The sequence below is a fragment of the Ulvibacterium sp. genome (assembly GCF_028285715.1).
Taxonomy (GTDB): domain Bacteria; phylum Bacteroidota; class Bacteroidia; order Flavobacteriales; family Flavobacteriaceae; genus Ulvibacterium.
Window position 1 is genome coordinate 268,270 of the sequence record NZ_JANQOO010000017.1, and the last position, 18,717, is coordinate 286,986.

17 protein-coding genes are annotated in these 18,717 nt (G+C 43.0%); 2 read left to right on the forward strand and 15 right to left on the reverse strand.

Going from position 1 to position 18,717, the window contains the following annotated elements:
* Positions 1-92: 92 nt before the first annotated feature.
* Positions 93-998, reverse strand: coding sequence for a winged helix-turn-helix domain-containing protein (locus Q0993_RS08175; RefSeq protein ID WP_299531686.1), 906 nt, complete (start codon positions 996-998; stop codon positions 93-95).
* Between the two features lie 134 nt (positions 999-1,132).
* On the opposite strand from Q0993_RS08175, the gene Q0993_RS08180 reads away from it, so the two are divergent.
* Complete coding sequence (locus tag Q0993_RS08180; protein WP_299531688.1) at positions 1,133-1,669, forward strand: hypothetical protein; 537 nt, start codon at positions 1,133-1,135, stop codon at positions 1,667-1,669.
* A 238-nt stretch (positions 1,670-1,907) separates the two neighbouring features.
* On the opposite strand, the gene Q0993_RS08185 is transcribed toward Q0993_RS08180, so the two are convergent.
* A complete protein-coding gene (locus Q0993_RS08185; RefSeq protein WP_299531690.1) occupies positions 1,908-2,681 on the reverse strand; it encodes a hypothetical protein in 774 nt (257 codons plus the stop codon).
* Positions 2,682-2,768: 87 nt separating this feature from the next.
* Here Q0993_RS08185 and Q0993_RS08190 point away from each other — a divergent pair, with 87 nt between their 5' ends.
* A complete protein-coding gene (locus Q0993_RS08190) occupies positions 2,769-3,383 on the forward strand; it encodes a TetR/AcrR family transcriptional regulator (RefSeq protein ID WP_299531692.1) in 615 nt (204 codons plus the stop codon).
* Positions 3,384-3,590: 207 nt separating this feature from the next.
* On the opposite strand, the gene Q0993_RS08195 is transcribed toward Q0993_RS08190, so the two are convergent.
* The 13 genes from Q0993_RS08195 to Q0993_RS08255 form a co-directional block, all read right to left on the reverse strand.
* On the reverse strand, positions 3,591-4,070 hold the full coding sequence (locus Q0993_RS08195) for a DUF695 domain-containing protein (protein ID WP_299531694.1): 480 nt from the start codon (positions 4,068-4,070) through the stop codon (positions 3,591-3,593).
* 50 nt (positions 4,071-4,120) lie between these two features.
* Entirely contained in the window at positions 4,121-4,990 is an 870-nt protein-coding gene (locus Q0993_RS08200; RefSeq protein WP_299531696.1) for a hypothetical protein, read from the reverse strand.
* A gap of 181 nt (positions 4,991-5,171) precedes the next feature.
* The gene (locus Q0993_RS08205) at positions 5,172-5,639 is read right to left on the reverse strand and encodes a RidA family protein (RefSeq protein ID WP_299531698.1); all 468 of its coding nucleotides are present in this window, start codon (positions 5,637-5,639) and stop codon (positions 5,172-5,174) included.
* Positions 5,640-5,686: 47 nt separating this feature from the next.
* Positions 5,687-6,127, reverse strand: coding sequence for a hypothetical protein (locus tag Q0993_RS08210; protein ID WP_299531700.1), 441 nt, complete (start codon positions 6,125-6,127; stop codon positions 5,687-5,689).
* Between the two features lie 90 nt (positions 6,128-6,217).
* Entirely contained in the window at positions 6,218-6,673 is a 456-nt protein-coding gene (locus Q0993_RS08215; RefSeq protein ID WP_299531702.1) for an HAD family hydrolase, read from the reverse strand.
* 136 nt (positions 6,674-6,809) lie between these two features.
* Positions 6,810-7,364: a hypothetical protein gene (locus tag Q0993_RS08220; RefSeq protein ID WP_299531704.1), complete on the reverse strand. Its 555-nt coding sequence runs from the start codon at positions 7,362-7,364 to the stop codon at positions 6,810-6,812.
* Between the two features lie 156 nt (positions 7,365-7,520).
* On the reverse strand, positions 7,521-8,003 hold the full coding sequence (locus Q0993_RS08225; protein WP_299531707.1) for a nuclear transport factor 2 family protein: 483 nt from the start codon (positions 8,001-8,003) through the stop codon (positions 7,521-7,523).
* A gap of 178 nt (positions 8,004-8,181) precedes the next feature.
* Complete coding sequence (locus tag Q0993_RS08230) at positions 8,182-10,530, reverse strand: ABC transporter permease (protein ID WP_299531709.1); 2,349 nt, start codon at positions 10,528-10,530, stop codon at positions 8,182-8,184.
* Between the two features lie 117 nt (positions 10,531-10,647).
* The gene (locus tag Q0993_RS08235; RefSeq protein ID WP_299531711.1) at positions 10,648-13,122 is read right to left on the reverse strand and encodes a TonB-dependent receptor; all 2,475 of its coding nucleotides are present in this window, start codon (positions 13,120-13,122) and stop codon (positions 10,648-10,650) included.
* 114 nt (positions 13,123-13,236) lie between these two features.
* Positions 13,237-14,166 carry a DUF5996 family protein gene (locus Q0993_RS08240; RefSeq protein WP_299531713.1) on the reverse strand — a complete coding sequence of 310 codons (930 nt, stop codon included), beginning with the start codon at positions 14,164-14,166 and terminating at the stop codon, positions 13,237-13,239.
* A 127-nt stretch (positions 14,167-14,293) separates the two neighbouring features.
* The gene (locus Q0993_RS08245) at positions 14,294-15,607 is read right to left on the reverse strand and encodes an alpha/beta hydrolase-fold protein (protein ID WP_299531715.1); all 1,314 of its coding nucleotides are present in this window, start codon (positions 15,605-15,607) and stop codon (positions 14,294-14,296) included.
* Between the two features lie 76 nt (positions 15,608-15,683).
* Entirely contained in the window at positions 15,684-16,193 is a 510-nt protein-coding gene (locus Q0993_RS08250) for a PepSY domain-containing protein (RefSeq protein ID WP_299531717.1), read from the reverse strand.
* Positions 16,194-16,223: 30 nt separating this feature from the next.
* Positions 16,224-18,614, reverse strand: coding sequence for a TonB-dependent receptor (locus Q0993_RS08255; protein WP_299531719.1), 2,391 nt, complete (start codon positions 18,612-18,614; stop codon positions 16,224-16,226).
* Positions 18,615-18,717: the final 103 nt, after the last annotated feature.

Genomic DNA, 18,717 nt, shown 5'->3' on the forward strand with positions numbered 1-18,717 from the left:
TCGTTACTTAATAGCTATTTTTTATCAATGAAGATTACCTTCGAAAAACCGACCCGATTCGGCCGGGACTTCCCCTCATTTCCCGCTCATCGCTAAACCCCAATTACAAGCTTATACCCTACCCCACGGATGTTTACAATCTTCACCTTGGGATCGGCCTCGAATTTCTTGCGCAATTTGGATATAAAAACGTCCAGGGTACGACCCACATAATCACCTTGGTCCCCCCAGACCTTATTTAGGATTACCTCCCGCGCCACACTGGTGTTGGCCGCTTTGTACAGTAAAAGCAGCAGATCCGCTTCCTTGCCGGTCAGCTCTGTTCTCTGATTTCCCAATACGAGTTCCGTATTCCGTTTGTCGAACCGGTATTCCCCCAAGGAAATCATATTCGGATCTACCTTGGAATTTTTCCTTCGCCTCCACAGATAAATAAGGGCCCCAAGCAGGACAAGGAACAGTATCGATAGTAATGAATAGGTTACGAGACCCAGTTTGGACAACCATCCGTTGGAAGGACCTTGGACGACCTCTTGCGCTGCTGCCAGGGGTTCACCCCTATCCAGCAAGGTGAAAAAAAGTTGGTAACAGGCTTTGGGTTGCCCTCTGGACTTGCAGGGAATGAGGTCCTTGTGTTCCAAAAGCTGCATTTCATAACTATAGACCACCGCCTCGGTTCCACATTGCGCCACCTCCACGATAAAATGGGTGGCCATACCCGTTTCGCGGACCACATCGTTAATCGTGGTGGCCAGCTCTTCCGGGGAGAATGCAAATTCGGACTCGAATTGAATGCGATAACGGCCATCCTCCTCCGTTCTAATCGGCAATACCCGGGAAAGGCTATCCCCGGAACTGAGCAGGACCTGATGTCCGATCATGCGCAATGCCACTTCAACATGTCTTTCATCCTGCATAAATTGGGCCCTACTGCTTGCGACAAAAAGCAAGAGGCAAACGAAAATGAACAACGCCATTTTAAACGGTCTCGGGCCCATGCTACAAAACTATTTATATCTGTAAAAGATTACCTTGTTTTACACAAAATTTACATCATTTTACATTGGATTTACCCGTTGAAGCAGCTATCCCCGTTAGATTTGAAGCAAATAATCTTTAAATCAATTCCGATATGAAAAAGAACAGTATCATTTTTTGCGTGGCACTCGCCGCTTTTGGGGTGCAGGCCTTTGGTTTTATGGAGGGGAACGATTCCGGGACCGACCAAGTAGCCACATTGGTTATCGAGGCCAAAGCCCTCAACAAGTCGGCAACTGAGAGAATTAGCGCGAGTAGCTTTTGCAATGCTGCCGGCCCAGCGTGGGAAACTAGCCAATTGGGGCCATACCTTCCCATTGATCTTATAAAGGAAGCAGCCTATGAAGGCGGGATGGAAGCGCTTATGAAATACCTCGAAGAAAACAGTACCGAAGCCCGGGCCGGTCAGGAAATGGACAAACTACAACCGTTTAAGTTGGTGTTTACCGTCACCAAAAAGGGAACCGTGGAGAACGTTAAACTGGATGGCACTTCGGGCTACTTTGCCATAGATTACAAAATGATCGACCTTATTCTAAAGGCACCAGGGAAATGGGAACCGGCCGAAAATTCCAAAGGAGAAAAAGTGGATCAGGAACAGGTGGTTCCTTTGGGGCCAACGGGTTGCTAAGGCTACCGCTATTCCGGATGAGTTTAGGCTTCTTTACCGACGTAAAGAAGCCTTTTTTAGTTGATGTCTTTTTAATCTTGAAATAAGATTACCTATTGTATCGCTTGTATTTCAACCTCCGTACTCGGGAATCTTTTGATTATTTACATCGGATCTTTTGCCAAAACACTAAAATTTAGGATGACCCAGATTGTGTTGCCTTGTAATTTTCAAGGTTAGCCTAGGTGTAGCAAGCAGCTTACGCTTTTTTAATCCCCAACAAGTATAAAATAACACCCGGGCCGGATTTCACCCTATCTATTTCCCAATTGTAATGCTCCGTTCCGTTTAAATCTTCAACAAGTCCATGCATTTCCTTCACCGAATACGTCCGCAATGCAGAAACCACACCGTCCCAAAGCACAAATAAGGGTACAATGGGAATAAGATAGGTGAAAATAATCCGTCCGAATTTAAATGGTCTTATAAAGGGTGTGGTAAGCAAGACGCTTATGGGCGAAAACAACATGGCCAAAATGCTGGGCAAACTTCTTTCCTGTCCTTCAAATATGGCGATCGGACTGTTTGTATTGATGGCGTTTTGAAGAATTCGTTGAGCATCGTTTGGTTTAAAATGGTGCAATGATAGGAATTGGGTTCTCAATCCTATTAAATCTTCGGGCACGTCCCTGGCATCAACCGGGGTTTTCACATAGTCAAAATTATCCGCCTTTTCCTTGGTTAATCGGAAAGCAGGTATGTTCGGATAAAAGTCGGTCAATAGTATTCTTAGGTCTGGTACGTCTTTCTTCAATTCCGAGTTCAACCAAACAAGTCCCCCTCCGCCACCGGAACCAAGGTCTATTATTTGGTTGCTTCGGCTTTTTTGAAGTCCTTTCTTGATGACTGGAATAATGGGTTTGTACATTTTTGTTGCGTTCGACAGAAACTGCAAAAAGTCCGTGCCATAATTTCTTAAAAATGCTGGAAACCACTTTTGATCTTCAAATTCAAATAGTTGCAATCTTCCCATTTCTTTTGCTATTTTATGCTGAATATTGTACAATAATTTAGATTAGTTCAAATGAACTATTCTTTGCGAAGATATTAATTAGTTCAAATGAACCAAACATCTACCAAAGAAAAAATCATCGCTATGTCCCTTAACCTGTTCAATCGAAGTGGGGTGGAGAACATCACGACCCGCCATATCGCGAAGGAACTCGGCATCAGTCAGGGCAACTTGCATTATCACTATCCGAATAAGGACAAACTACTTGAAACGCTATTTGGTGACATGCTCACCGCGTTGAAGAACGCAGAGCGAATCATTGAGGATAAGCCTTTAGATCCGGAACAGATGCTCCTATCCATGACGGATAACTTTAAGATCATGTATTCGTATCGACTATTCTTTCAACAAAATGACGTGATCTGGAGAAGACTGCCCGAAATAAAGGAGACCATGATGCTGTTGTTCCAGACCAAGCAGTCCGAAATTTTGGCCCTTATAGAGTTGTACAAAAAGGAGGGAAAGTTCAGGAAAGAAATCAGTGCCAGACAGGTTGAATTTCTGGCGGAACAATTCATTTTCAACATACAGTCCTGGTTAAATGTCAAGGACTATAACCCGGATAAGGTGTCGTTTGCGTACTATGCTAAGCTCCTTTTTAGATTATGGTTGCCCTACCTGCATCCTACTGAAATGAAAACCTGGGAAAAACTATTGGATTGATTTGGATGAAATGGATCAATGTATTTTTTCCAAATTCTTTTGGCTACTACTGTTTGAAGTTGCCTGTTTTTAATGGGCTACAACATGCTGATATGGATCATTATTTAGATATTCTATTATCCCATCCTTACGGATGTAGTATTTTAAGGTCGTCAACCCCGGCCGGTATATCTACAATTTGTGCCACGGTTACTATGGTTGTAGGTGTTATTTCTTTTTAAAATCGTTAAGTACCTTTTTGAAGTCGGTCCACTCTTTGTCTTCGTAAAAGTTTATTTCAATAGGATAAATATCGTGCTTTTTTAAAGCCCGATTTAGCATTACCATAAAATCGTCTTGTTTGGTGGTATAATAAACCAATTCCTTCAAATTATTTCCTGTTCTGCTGTATGCGTGAGTGAAAATGTCCGTTTTGTCCATTGCATCTTCTAATGCCCTTTCCAAAACAATCATTTTCCCATTTATTTTTTGCGGCGGCATTCCATTGTTTTCATCACCATCATATTTCCAGGAAACAACAGTTAGAAATGGTAACTTTTCAATTGTTTTCTTATTGGGAAGTTCGTTCACAAATCTCATTATCACCGGCAACTCATTTTCAAGATATCTGCCAATTATTCCTTTTTGTTCTTCCGTTGATTCTCTTTCCGGTGCTTTGCTTTTTCCAAATCCAAAAAAGGATAACATAAGTGTTCGTATTAAAAGTTTGGTCTTCTTTCTTTTGTTAGCAAATCATTTTACCCTTTTTCTTGTCGGCTGGCTAACCTAAATGTATTTGATTCAATATTAAAAACTCCATGAAGGCTATCGTTCATTCTCTTGTTGTAATAAAAGTAAAATAGAATTTCCTTTCGCTTACTGTCCCATTGAAAACTTCTTACTTCACGATCGGTGATTTTTGTTAAGTTTTTACCGTCCAGGTCGGAGACGTAAAAAAAATGTTTTTCAAGATTATATATCTTACCAAATACATTTGGTTCATCCTGTGTTAGTTTATAAATGATTTTTTCTGGTTTGGATTTTTCATTTCTTGGGATAACATTCATATATCGAATAGATCCATTCTCGGGTAGTAGTTTATTGATGATCTCACAGTTTTTATTGAGAAACAGAATATTGCTGGTATACTCTACAACCATGTTAGAACTATATATTCTGTAAGTGCGTTCTAAATCAACATAATCCAAGTTGCCTACCATTGGAACATAAAAGTAGTCAGAGTGTGGAACGCTGAGCGGTTCGTATAATTTTCCACTCCATGTAACATAAGGTTCTACTATGTAATTAAACTTGGATGTATTGACTTTAGCTATCTGTGGACTGCCCTTTTTAGGAAGGATATTGTAAATCAATAAAGTACCCATCACTCCAATAAATACAATTGAAAGTATCAACTCCAGGCGTTTTATAGACCTGGACTGCTCGTTAAATCTGTCAATCGCCTTTTTTACTTGAAACTTTGAAAACTCCTTGAATTTTGGTTTGTCCTCTGGGTTTAATTCGGTGTAAAGGGTTTTTCGATCATTCCCTTTGAATTTTCCACGTTTTGAAGGTCTCAAATTCCGATTTTGCTTCATCCGATTATTCATGTCCTGAATACTGCTCATTGGAATTTGTTTGTGGTCTTAGAAAGGGTTTTAAATGAAATTCAAAATGTTCTACAATGGTCTCGTACAATTGTAAGTTACAGCTTTTAAGTTACTGTTTTGCGGTTAAAAACTGTATTTAGTAATTACGACCTGCCCTTCTGCCGAGCGGGTCGCCTAAAGTTATAGTTGTGAGTAGCTCTTATTCGCTTTTTATGGTAAATGAAGCGGTTAATCCCACACTAAAGTTTCTTGGCAATTTATGCACTCCGAAAATGGAACGGGAGTGCTTTCCTTTTTCCTCAAGTACTTTTACAAACAAGTCGGATGCTCCGTTGACCACCTTTGGCGATTCGTCCCAATCATCGCCCGATTGAAAATAAGCGTCTATATGGTTTAGTCCAATGATATTGTCAAATCCCACTTTTTTATCCATTTGTGCGAGCACATTTAAAGCACATAATTCCATAGCCGCATAGCCTTGTTCAGACGAGATTTCATCTCCCAATCGGCCTTGATGTAAATATGCTTCGTTGTGTATGGGAAATTGGATGGCGACATAAGCGATATTCCCTCGAATGTTTACCGATACATAATTTCCGCCTGGTGTGGAGACTTCCGGTAGTTCCAATCCCAATGCAGCGAGGTTTTTCTTTGGGTCTATATTCATTTTTTTGGTTCCATTTTTTGCAAAGGTTACCTTGTTGTAGTACGTTTTTAACGAATCATATTTATTCCCATATATCCGATAACATAAATTCCGAGAAAAGCCGGCGGTACTGCCAAAATTAGTTTAGTCCATTTATTAAGTTCCATATTTTTACTTTTCCAGACTAAGATTATTGCTAAAATTCCCAAAATCAGTGGGAGTAGAAATTCAATTGGCGAAGGATTATATTCGGATTCACTAAAATATTCTATCCCGAGATGAACTGGCCATGAAAAATACATGCCCACTATGGCAATAGTCAGCAACCATGCTCCAATCTTCGGCTTATAAAAATGAAACCAACTCAAAAATCCAAAAATCAATATGGCAAATCCAATACTTACTATAGGTCCATTTGAAAATCCAGAGGCAACCGTCATATATGCAGCAAATAAAAGGTATACAAATCCGCTAATTACTAGAGAAAATAAGTAGGTCAGAATTTTCATTTTTCAAATGGTATACAACAATGGTATATAATCCTATATCCCACCCTCACGAATGTAGTGTTTTGGAATCGGTTACGCCAGCCGGTACACCTACGTTTTAGGTAACGTTTTCAATTCGTTTTTAATTTTATCAATCCAATTCTTGTCCGTGGGCTCAACAATAATTACGCTAAAGTTATATCGTTCAGATTCTATTCCAACACCTTTTGAATCATCAATATGAATATCAAACCCGAAAGCTGTTGGATACTTTGACACGTTTATATTTCGAGATTTTAAAACACGTTGATTCTCCTCCTGATTTACAATTCGGTCAACCTTTATCCCGTAATATTTTAAAGTCCGTCTTATTTTTCCTTTAGTCCGAAATGATGTTGTGTAAATATGGACTTTATTTCCCTGGTTTTGTAATTCCGTAATTAATTCCGCTGTTCCTTTCCGTATTTCTTCAATTCCGAACAGTTTTGCAAATCCACTAAGTTTTTCAGTTTCGGATTCCTTTCCATTCGGAATTAATGTACTATCAAGGTCAAAACTTATGTTCATTTTAAATGTCGCACAACGGTTTAGGTATGGCTAGTGGCAAAGCGCCACGAGCTTTTTATGTATTATCAAGTTAGCAAAAAAGCGACCAAGCGATAAGCCATGAGCTATACCCGGTGTTGGCAATATATTTTTAATGTTATGAGAAGTCAGGGCTATAGATTTCCTCTTTAAGGGCCGTGTTTCTCTCTACAAATTCTAATGCTCTCTTTGCATTAATTTCTTTTCTAAGTGAAATTAAGATTTTACGTTGTGTATGTTTTTCATTCAAGGCGTAAACCTCAAAACTACTAAATGCAGTTGAAAATTCGGGATTAGCGACACTCAAGTACGCTCCCCGTTCTCTTCTTTTAAATTTAAGAATTGAAACAGCTTTGGCTTTATTTAAGCCTAGTTTTTGTTTGAAAATTAATTTGCCCCACGTGAAGTAACCAATGAATAAATCTGAATTTCCTTTATAAAGCCCTTTTTTAAGGGGGAACATAATTATTGCAAAAGCAATTAGAGCGATAATGGCAATAACGCTTATCCAAATGGTATAACCTAAACTAGTGTCTTGGCCAAACGAATTTGAAATTAGGATTTGGGGAAAGGTTGCAACCAACGGAAGGAAAATAACCGCAAAGATTAGATACAGATAGAACTTAGCATTTCCATTATAAGCGGATTCTAAAATTATGTGATTATTTTCCATTTAAAATTATTGCCAACAATTGTATATAATCGATGATCATACATCCCATCCCTATAAATGTATTATTTTTAGGTCGGTTGCACCAGCCGGCGCACCTAAATGTTGGGCAATGGTTACCATTGTTGTAGACTGCCATTTTACATTCCATAACAGTATTTATTCCGTTGCTGGTTGAATTATTTCACGTATAGTTGCCCAACCAGTTGGACTATTTTCATATCTAATGTAAGTGACCATTGTTCGCCCAGTAAATATAAAGGACTCCCCGCCATTTTTTGGTGTTCCTTTTATTGAGAATTTGGTCTGTTCAATGGCAATGTTTTCTCTTATTAAAATATTCTCAACATCGTTCTTGATGAATTCGAGATTGAAATTTTGTAATGTCTCTTTAACTCCATTTATTACTTCATCTCTTCCAATTTTTAAGTCATTATATCCTAATGCTTTAATTACTTCTGGATGATGCAGAGATTTTATTTTTTCAATATCTCCATCAGAAAACGCCTTTCTAATTGTTTTACCATTTTTCATAATTTCATCTTTGACATTTTCATTTTGAGAATACACTCTTAATGGTATCACAACTATCAAAAAAAACGCTAAAACCAAATTGACAAATGTTTTGTTTATTGTATTCATTAGTTCATTTTAGGTTGTCTACAACAATGATATATGATCAATAATTAGATACCCCATCCCTACGAATGTAGTATTTTTCAGTCGAATGCGCTGGCCGGCACGCTTACTTTTTGTACCAGGAATACGAGAGATTGGTCCATTACCATACGACTTAAATGTTATATGTAGTAGGTATTTCCTATTCGGATTGTAAGGACGTTACCGGATTCACGCGGACGGATTTCAAAATATGGTACAGCAAGGTAAGTCCACTCATCCCCAAGATCAACGTAGCGGCCCCCACAAAAACCAGGGCATCCACGGATATCCGGTAGCTAAACCCGCTGAGCCAGTTTTCCACAAGATACCAAGCCACAGGTATGGCCACACCTAGGGCCAATACCGCAACCCCAATATAGCTCCGGGTCGTAGTACGTACCAGATGCCAGGCGTTGGCGCCCAATACTTTTCGGATACTCAATTCCTTGGTCTTTTGTAACAGGTGCAAGGAAAAAATAGCGAAAAGGCCCATACAGCAGAGGCCCAGGGAAACCCCGGAAAAGAAGCCCAACAGTTTGGCCAAATGGTCCTCCTTGGTATACATAGCCTCGATAAATTGATCAAAATGGGACAGCGCAAAAGGGGTGTTCGGAAAAAAGTCCGGCCAGGCTGTCTCCACCAAACCCACGTTGGCCATTGCTGTTTTTACGAGCAACTTGGTGGCATAGGCCTCATCATGGAGAAACACAATGGGCTCTATGGCACTATGAAGTGATTGGTTGTGAAAATTTTGCACCACCCCGATGACCCTTCTGGGCTTGCCATAATACTGTATGGTTTGGCCCAAGGGGTTGTCCCATTGTAGCGATTGAGCCAAAGCCTGATTGATAACTACGGCATCCTCTTGGTCACTGGGTCGGTCGGCTTCAAAGTTTCGGCCTTGGGCCATTTGTATGTCCAGGAGCTCGTTAAAACTTTCGTCCACCCGGTAGAAGTTAAACACCTTTTCCACTTCCTCACCATTAACCGTAAGCTGAAAGATTTCTTTTCCATTATCCTCCCCCGGCAGGGCGCCACCCCCGATCAAGGAGGCATTCTGGACCGTGGGAAAGCTTTGGATTCGTTCCCGAAACTGGATGTGCCTGTCTTTCAAAGCCTCGCTCTCTGGAAGCTCCACGATCAAGACCTGTTCCTTGGAAAAGCCCAAATCCTTGTTTTTCATAAAATGGATCTGCTGGTTCATGGTACCTGTGGCAATGAGGATGATTGCCGCTATAGCAAACTGAAATCCGAGCAGTACCTTTTTAAAGCTATTGACCGAAGATTTTTTGGTATGTACCAAATTACCGGAAAAGGAAAGGTAGACCCCGGAGTAACTGGTGCCCAACAGCCCAAAACCAAAAGTGATCAAGGGAAGACCGAGCAGCAGCAGCCATTGGCCGGAGATATCCAAGGCCTGAAAACCGGAATACTGGAAATAGGTATTGGTAAACGCCAGCACCAGGATTCCGGCAACCCCCAGCACCAAAACCGTCATGATGCCCGATTCCATGGCACTCTGCAATACCAATTGTCCACGCGATATGCCCAACATTTTTTTCAGCTGAATTTCCTTGGTGCGTTGCGTGGATTGTGTCAAGGACAGATTGATGGCATTGAGGCCGGCAATCAGTAGCACCAATACGCCCGCGAATAACAACGCATAGACATATTTGGTGTTGCCCTTGGGTACATCGTCGATCAATGCGGGTGCAAAATACAGGCCTTTAAGGGGTTGGGCCCTGAATTGTATATCTACCCCGGATCCTTCCAGACCCGGTTTTAGATGTTCGGTCGTCATCTGGGCCAGCTGGTCATCCAACTCCTTCGGGTCCATCGACCCATCCAGCAGTACATAGGTATAATGCTCCAGATTAAACCATTCCTGTAGTTCATAATCGGACGCCAGGCCTTCCGAATACGTCAAAGCCTTGGGATTCACATGGGAGTTTTTGGGCCAATCCTCATAAACGCCTTGTATGGTATAGGGATGATCCCCAATCGTAATCGACTGGTTTACTACCTCAGTACTCCCAAAATACTTTTCGGCCAAAGATCTGGATAACAAAATCGAATTGGGATCCGATAAAGAAGTGTTCGCGTTTCCGGAAACAAAATCGAAAGTAAAGACCTCCAAACCCTCTGGATTGATGGCATAAAAGCCGTCTTCCTTAAAAAGCTCGTCATTGACCCGTACCACGGGGTTTCCCTGAAAAATCAACCGCGCATAGTTGCTGATACCGGAATAGTTCTCCGCCAAAACACTGCCTAAGGGTTTTCCCGTGGTGGCATAACGGTCCGTATGGCCCCCGGCGGTAATTTGCATGCTTAGCCTATGGATTCGATCCGCATGGTCTTGATAGGCATCATAGCGATAGGAGTTGGTGACATAGTTGGCTATGAACCAAACCGAGGCTATGGCAATCGCCATTCCCACCAGACTGATTCCCGTATAGAGTCGGTACTTGAATAAAATGCGCAGACCTATCCTAAACCCATTTTTGAGCATAATCCTTCGATTTTTTCAGGTTAATGGTCCTTGAAATTACGAATTCCAATCATACCAACCGAAGGTGCACTTTAGTAATTCCGGAACGGGCAGGGAAAGCCTGGTTTGCAATAGTCCTTAAAACTCCCGTTTGCCAAATTCACTTTCAATGAACTTGGCCTTGTTCGTATTCTTGTTGAAGGAATAGCTGAGATTGAGCAATATCATATCTACCTCATAGACATAGTTGGTGGTTGTAAAAAACTCCCCTGGCCTTTCGGTCGTAATGCGCTGCTCGTTGGTATCCAGGAGGCCCATATCCATATTTTGCCATTGTAGCGTCGCTAACAACCGATTGTCCAGAAACGCCTTTCGAAACGTCAGGTTGGGCGAATAGAAACGGGAATCCTCGCCCTGGGCGGTGTTTTGGGCCGAAAGATAGTTGAAGGTAAACTGTAGGGAGGCCGTGGGGCTAAAGGTATAGGTGCTATTTGCATTGACGGAATACACGAAACTATGGGTATTAAGGGCTCTATTATCAAAGGTGCCTGCTATGTCATAGCTGTAAAAATTGCCGCCGATAAAGTTGGACCAATTCTTTGTGGGCTTAAATTGACCGCCTACTTCCAGTCCCAGGGAGCGACCTCGGCCCACATTGGAATAAATGCGGTTTAAAATGGTATCGTTAAAAACGGTGTTAACCCGATTCACCAAATTTTCCACATTCCGAAAATAGGCGGTGGCGTACAGGGAATGATCGCCCTTAAAGTTTTTGGTTATCCCGAGTTCCACCAAATCGATAAACTCAGGGAGCAGGGTAGCATCACCTTGTTCCAAAGTTTCGGAATGCTCCCTTTCCGGGAAGGGATTCATTTTAAAAGTGGTGGTACGCTCAATACGCCGGCTATAGGCGGTCTTTAACTGGGTCCGCTCATTTATGGCGTACTGTAGGGAAACGGAGGGAAAGGGCTTTACAAAATTGTAGGTGTAGGTAGTATCAATGGTATTGGTCTTATCCCGAAGGTCAAAATCCCGGTCCATGGCCTCCAGGCGAATTCCGGCGGCGTAGTCCCATTTTCCCTTTTTTCCACTAAGTTGGGCATAGGCAGAATGAATACTTCGTGTTAAATCCACCTCGCTGGAGAACTCGGGTACCAGTTCAAACTCCCCGGTGGTATTGTTACGGCGTTCGTATACAAAATCCCCCGTATGGTCCAGTATCCGGTACTGATATCCCGTTTCCAAGGTTCCGAAGGTAAAGGGTTTCCAGGCATAATCCAGTTGAAATCGGAACCCGTTCAAAGGGTTGTCATTGGTGTTAAATTCATCCTGATATATCAAATCGGTATTGGGGAAACCCAAATTCCGATTCGTGGTCGGTCCGCCCAGCAGTGTGTATTCATATAACAACGAAGCTGATAATTTGGAGCGGTCCTGAAAGGTATGCGCATAATCCAGACTTCCCAAAATGAAGTCTCCTTTGCGTTCCCGTAGGTTTTCATTGAAATATTGAAAGGTATACAAACGCTCCGTACCATTGGCCGGGGTAATGGCATGGTTATCAAAATACAGAATATCGGCGGTCCGGTCCTTTTGTCGCTCACCGGCGTAAAATCCCAAGGAAAACAAATTGAGGGTATCGGGTTGGTAATCCACCGTAAACCTTCCGCTAAAATTTACCTCATCAAAACTGCGTTCCCCATCGGAGGGAAAACGGGTAAGCGTATCGTTGAGGATGGTAAAGACATCCCCTTCCCGCCTTCCGGCCAGATCGTTTCGCTGGTAGTTGGCCCCAAAGGAAAAGTTCCATTGTTCCTTGCGGATATTATGGGTAACATCCACCCCGTAACGCCGGGAAGCTTCGGCATTGCCATACCCTTCTATGGAAGGAAGGCCACCCCTGACATTGATTTGCGTAAAGGTGCCGGCCATAGCCTCTTTTTGTAGAATGATGTTCAATAGGCCCGCCTTGCCCTCCGGGTCATATTTTGCCGAAGGTGCCGTTATCACCTCTACCCTTTCCACCGAATTTGCAGGGAGTTGGTTCAAGAAAACCGTGGCATCGCCCTGTATGGACTTTCCATTGAGTAAGAGTACAAAACCCGTACTTCCTCGTACACTGATCTCGCCTAAACCATTGACGGCGACCGAGGGTAGGTTTCTCAACACATCCGTTACGGTCCCACCTTGGGCGTTCTGAAACTTGGAAGCCTCGAATACCTGTCTATCGATCTTATTTATTACCGTAGCACTTTCGGCCCGTACCACCACTTCGCCCAACTGATTTGGGCCTATTTCGAGCGTAATGGTCTCCAAGTTTATTTTGTCGGCACCCTTTTCGCACACGATATTCTCCACGTATTTTGTGCGATATCCAATAAAGGAACAACTCAGGTAATACACATCCGGTTTTATCGCGCTAATGACAAAAAAACCATCTTGATCGCATACCACCCCGGTAACCAACGTGCTATCTTTTTGGCGATAGAGAGCCACTGTGGCATATTCCAAATTTTCTGCAGTAGAGGCGTCCTGAATCCTCCCGGATAGCTGTGCCGAAGCCTGAAGGCCAAAAAAAAGAAATGCGAAAAGCAACGCATTTGATAAGCGCATAAGTGGCTGTTCTCAGTAAAACACTAAATATAGAAGTAAAACCACAACTGAAATGAAGTTCTTGTTAAATTATTGTGATTTTAATTTTAAGAAAGTCGTGCTGTGGCCTTTATCTCAAATATCGTCCAAGGAAGGTACCGTCAATTCTGCAATATTCCAACTGGCCCGTTTGGCCCCCGCTTGGTAGGCACTTTCCAAAAAGTTGAGCACAGCAGCTCTTGGGTTTTCGGAATTCCTAATCGCCTCATAGCGCAAAAGGGCCATGGGACTTCCGTTGCTATCTACCCAATGGGCAGCATCAGGCGACAAGGGTTCCCCATCCAAGCCCTCAGGGGAGGGATAGGTATAGGCGTAATACATCGGTTCCGGCATATTATCGTCCCCTGCCCAAAATCCGAAACTGATCTGTTCGTGGGAATAGGTGTCCCGTTCCAGGATACGCGCGGAATCGTCCATAGGCGGCAGCTTCCTATCCGATACGCGGGTCACCGTAAGGTCCATATGATGCCAATAGATATGTACGGGGCAGGTTTTTCCGTAAAATCGGCCGCTGAACTCTTGGAATACGGCATGATTCCAACGCATTAATTTCCAAAACCGTTGGATATACTCCCAATCGTAATGATGATAGTCACGAATGGCATCAAAACGCCTCTCGATACCAAGATCTAAAGGCTTTTCAATAAATTTGGGATGCAAGTCAAAACTGGCCAGCGCTTTCATAAAATGTCCGTAAAACTCCGCTATGGTGGGATCGGGCAACAGGGAAATGTGAATGGGTTCGTAGCTGCTATGGGAGAGCACAACGGCCTTTTCCAATATATTGAAATCTATCTCCAGCGTATCGAGTCCGTCATTGACCGGAATACTATGGGTGCCAAATCCCCTTGAGGTAACGTAGAGCGTAATATACCACCAATGGTTTTTCCGGGTGGTCAGTTTTAGACGCGCCTTTCCAATAATCTGGAGAATTAAATGTACGGTGAGTCGGGTTTCTTTCCAGGCTTCAAAGGGTAAATCGGGCAATGCTGTTCCTTTTTTCATAGGTACTGTGCGCTTTGTCTTTTTTAATACTTCCGTTCTTTTAAAAGTACAAAAAAGCACCGGCTTTTAGGCCTGTATTTTTGCGTTTCCCAAAAAGAAAAATCCAACCTGAGGGACTCCCGAAACCTTAGTTCCGCTGTGCGGCCATCCATTCCATAATCGTTACGGGTTTGCCTTCCCATAGTACGGGATTGCCCTGAAAATCGAAATCGGCATGATTCGCATGGGAATAGATCCATGAAAAATGGCCATGATACCGGTAATTGGGACCCCCAAAGAAGCCCGTGATGTCCTTCACATTGTCGTAGTAGGAAAAATGGACATTTTGGGCATTGGCCTCCATTAGTCGTTTGTATAAAGGTACCACGGTTTCATCCGGAAGGGTCACCGGATCGTCCTTGGAATGAAGAAACCAAATGGGAACATCCTTAATTTTCTGTAGCTGTTCGTCCGTAATAAACTGGGAATGATAGGCCAAGGCGCTGATATATCCCGCAGCGAAATAATCGGGATAGAGAAGTATCAATTTCAAGGACATATAGCCCCCATTGGAGCACCCCCCGACATAGATACGGTCGGTATCAATTTGGGGATGATCGGCCACATATTTTTTAATAAGCCCCATCAAGGCCTCGTTGTAGATATCGTTTTCCTTTCCCCGTGTGTATTCCCCGGAGGCACTTTGCATCCAGAAGGTCGGGCTTTGGGGTACCAGCACATAGGCCCCTCCAAAAAGGGACTGTATTTCTTCCGAAGCATAATTGGCGGCCCTATTGGCCATCAAGGGAACCGTGGTATCGGTACCTCCTTCCCCTCCCCCATGGAGCCATATGATCAAGGGGGATTTTTTGTTGGTGGCTTTGGGTGTAAAAGAAGCATACGTTAAATTGATGCCCCCATTATGCGTATACTTTCCGGTAAGATCAAATTCATTGACCAAGGGTAGGATTCGATTCGCCTCCTTATTCCAAACCTGACCGGTCTTCGTATGAGTTATGTTCAGTTGGTAATTTATCCATACGTTGCCCCGTGCACTAGGAATATATTGCATGGGCGAAGCAAGCACCATATCGGGCCCTATGGCAAGAAGAAGGGTCAGAAACTTTCCTTCGGAGACCCTGTTGCCATTTTTATCGGATACATAGGCATACTGTACGCTACGCTGTCCTGAGGCCATTTCCTCGGGAATCTGGCCTTGTTCGGTACTTCGCCTTACGGAAACCTCATATTCACTGGAACTGGCGGAAGATAAGGTCTCCTTTAAGGACAAGACCACCCGACTGGCAGCCGGACCCCAATCGTACCCCTCTACTATCAGCGTATATTCCCCGGCATCTTCATTCCCGGATGGTAAAGGTTCCCTTAGCGGTTCGGTGGATGAAAGGAGTATCGGTGCAATGACCAGTACCCAAATCATCGAATTAAAAGTACTTTTTTTCATTTGATCATTTTTTATGGTGTGAATTGACTGGTATCGGATAGTATCATTTTAAACAAATGTAGGGTTTGCCCGCTGGTCAAACAAATAACAGGATCAAGGTAAGCAACACCCCGCCCAAAGTAAAATAGAGGCCCTTTTTAAATATGGGCGTATTGGGTCGAAACATCCAAAACGCGGATACAACAAAGAACAAAAGGGACAATCCAAAAAAGATATTGAGAAAAAACAGGGGGTGGTCCGAATTGGCCTTATGGATTTTGGTCATTTTATCCAAAATTAAGGGTAGGCGTTTCTCAAGATATTGGGCCTCCCCGGTTATCGTATTGTAAGTGCCGGTTTCAAAGTAAATGAGTCCTCCTTCTTCCTTTTCTACTTTGAGATTCTTTTTATGTATGGCCTTGCCCAGATTCGCAACCGTTAATTGCGGTTCCAGCTTTTTTTCGACTTGTACGTCCTTTTTTAAATAATCGGTATTTCTAAAAATAAGTACGATTCCGCTGATGGCGTACATGGCCATTATGCCTGCCAAAAAGAATCCTAAATACCTATGATAGGTGCGCATAGTCTGTTCGGTCTTTCTTCCCATGATTGAAGTATATTTGGCGGCAAAAATAAGTTAAAATCTTCTTCTTGCGCCAGTAAACTCCATAGCTTCCCCTTTTCCGAAACCGTAACTAAATCCAAAGGCCACAAAAGTGCCCCTAAGACTTCTGCTGTAGATGAAGAAATCCTCTTGACTTATCTCATTTTCCCGTATTCTGGAGGCGAAAGCATCCCGTACACTCAAGTTCAGCACACCCTTTCCCTTGAAGAGTTTTTTACGTACGCCAAAGTCCAAGAAGGCCATTTCGCTTATTCTGCCCTGAACGGTTTCATAACTGGAGCGATAGTTTCCAGTAGCTTCCAAATCAATATCTGCCGGAAGCTTTACCTTCGTCATCAATTTGGACGACCATTGGTTTGCACTAAAGTCGAAAACGGTGCCATCAAAAAAGCCATCACGGGCAAACTGGCTATAGTTAAAGTCCGCATTGAGGGTAAGCCAATTGGCCGGACTGTATTTGGTATTGAACTCGATTCCCGTGGCCCTATTGGTGCCGATATTTTCCGGCCGTACCGTATTCACATTGTTTTCAAAAGTGGACACCCTTTCAATAACATCCGTGGTATAGCGATGATAGACCCCAAAATTGAGGGAGGTCCTACCGATAAAGAAAATACTGGTCACCTCATAGGAGTCGGTAAACTCCGGCATTAACTCCGGATTACCTTGGCGAATATTGAAATTGTTCCGGATATTGAAAAAAGGATTCAAATCCCAGAGCCGTGGTCGATAAATACGTTTGGAATACCCGGCCTGTAGCGATAGCTTTTCGGAAAATTTGTAGGAGGTATGTACGCTGGGGAATAGGTTGGTATAATTCTGATCGTTAATTTCATTGGTATTGATCAGTATGGTATTCAAATCGGTCTGCTCCATACGCAAACCTCCCTTAATCCCCCATTTTTCACCTTCATAGGCCCCTGTACCATATAGTCCTAAAACCTTCTGGTCAAACTCAAAAATATTGGTAAGGCCCGGGTCGTTTATAAACTCGCCACCAATCAAATCGTTTACTTCAAAATCATTGCTTACGTCATTAAGCACGTATTGCGTTCCGGTCTCCACCGTCCACTTCTTGGAAATGGGCAAGGTGTAATCCAATTTAAAGGTGAAAACGGATTCCTTAAAATCGGTTCGGGTACGTTGCGCATCATCATTGTTCTCCCCGGAAATCGTGGTGTCCAGAAAATCCGAGGATTGATCTTTTCCAAAGAAATTCCCCAATGCACTGAACAGCAATGTATGGTCCTCGTCCCCCTTGAAATCCTTTTTGTATTGCAGTTCATATTGGAATTTTGGATTGGTCGCTTCCGTGGTCTCGTTGCGTTCCCACTGCGAGGTGATTTCATCCGAGGCATCCAGGGACGCAAAATTAGTGGTAGAGGGTTGATCCTCGAGTTCCAGGGCAAAATTTCCGGAAAGCGTTATCACGTCGTTGGGGCTTAGATAATAATCGGTTCCCAACACAAAATTGTAGTAGTTTTCATTTCGGAATTCCGTACCCGTGGTCAAAATGGTGGTATTGTTTATCAGATCCACATTTCTATTATCGATATCGCTGGGCAGATCACGGAATCCCACCCCTATTTGGCTAAAGAGATTAAATTTCTCCGTCCTTCGGTTTAAGCTTATCCCTACGCTGTTGTTTTCGGGGGCACCGGCATTTACCGAAACGGAACCGTTAAGTCCTTTTCTTTCCTCTTTTTTGATGACAATATTGATGATTCCGGAGGTACCTTCGGCATCGTATTTGGCAGATGGATTTGTGATGACCTCTACCTTATCTATCATATCCGCAGTAATAGTACCCAAGGTATTGCCTTCCTCACTGGCGATTATAGAGGGCTTCCCATTGATAAGCACCTGTACCCCAGAACTTCCCCTTAAGCTTATTTGGCCCTCGATACTTACATTTACCGAGGGAACATTGTTCAAAACATCCAAGGCACTTGCTCCGGTGCTGCTTAAATCCTTTCCAACATTAAAAACACGCTTGTCCAGCTTGAATTCCGTCACGGACTCCTCGCCACGAACGACCACTTCACTCAATTGCTCGGCATCCTCGGAAAGTTCAACGGTTCCCAAATCGATAATCCTGCCCTGTACCTCGGGCTGGCCAAAGGTGCGTGTTTGGAAACCCAGGAAACTGATCTCAATGTAAAAATTATCCGCATCCGTCTCCAGGACAAAACTCCCATTGTCCAAAGTGGTAGTACCGCTTATCGGCTTTTTGGTATAGTTATCCGCAACCATTACGGTGGCAAAGGACACTGGCAGACCACCAGTCTGCTCCACCACTGTACCCTTTATGGTAATGGGGCCCGAATTTTGGGCAGAAATCGTACCAAGGGCTATGAAAAAGATACAAAGGAAAAAAGTAAAGTGTTTTGTCATTACATCCATAGGGTATTCCAATTATACCCTCAAAGATGGAATTCTAAAAGAAAAACTGAAAACAAAATCCCATAAACGACATGGATATGGCCCCAATCGACAATTATCCCTA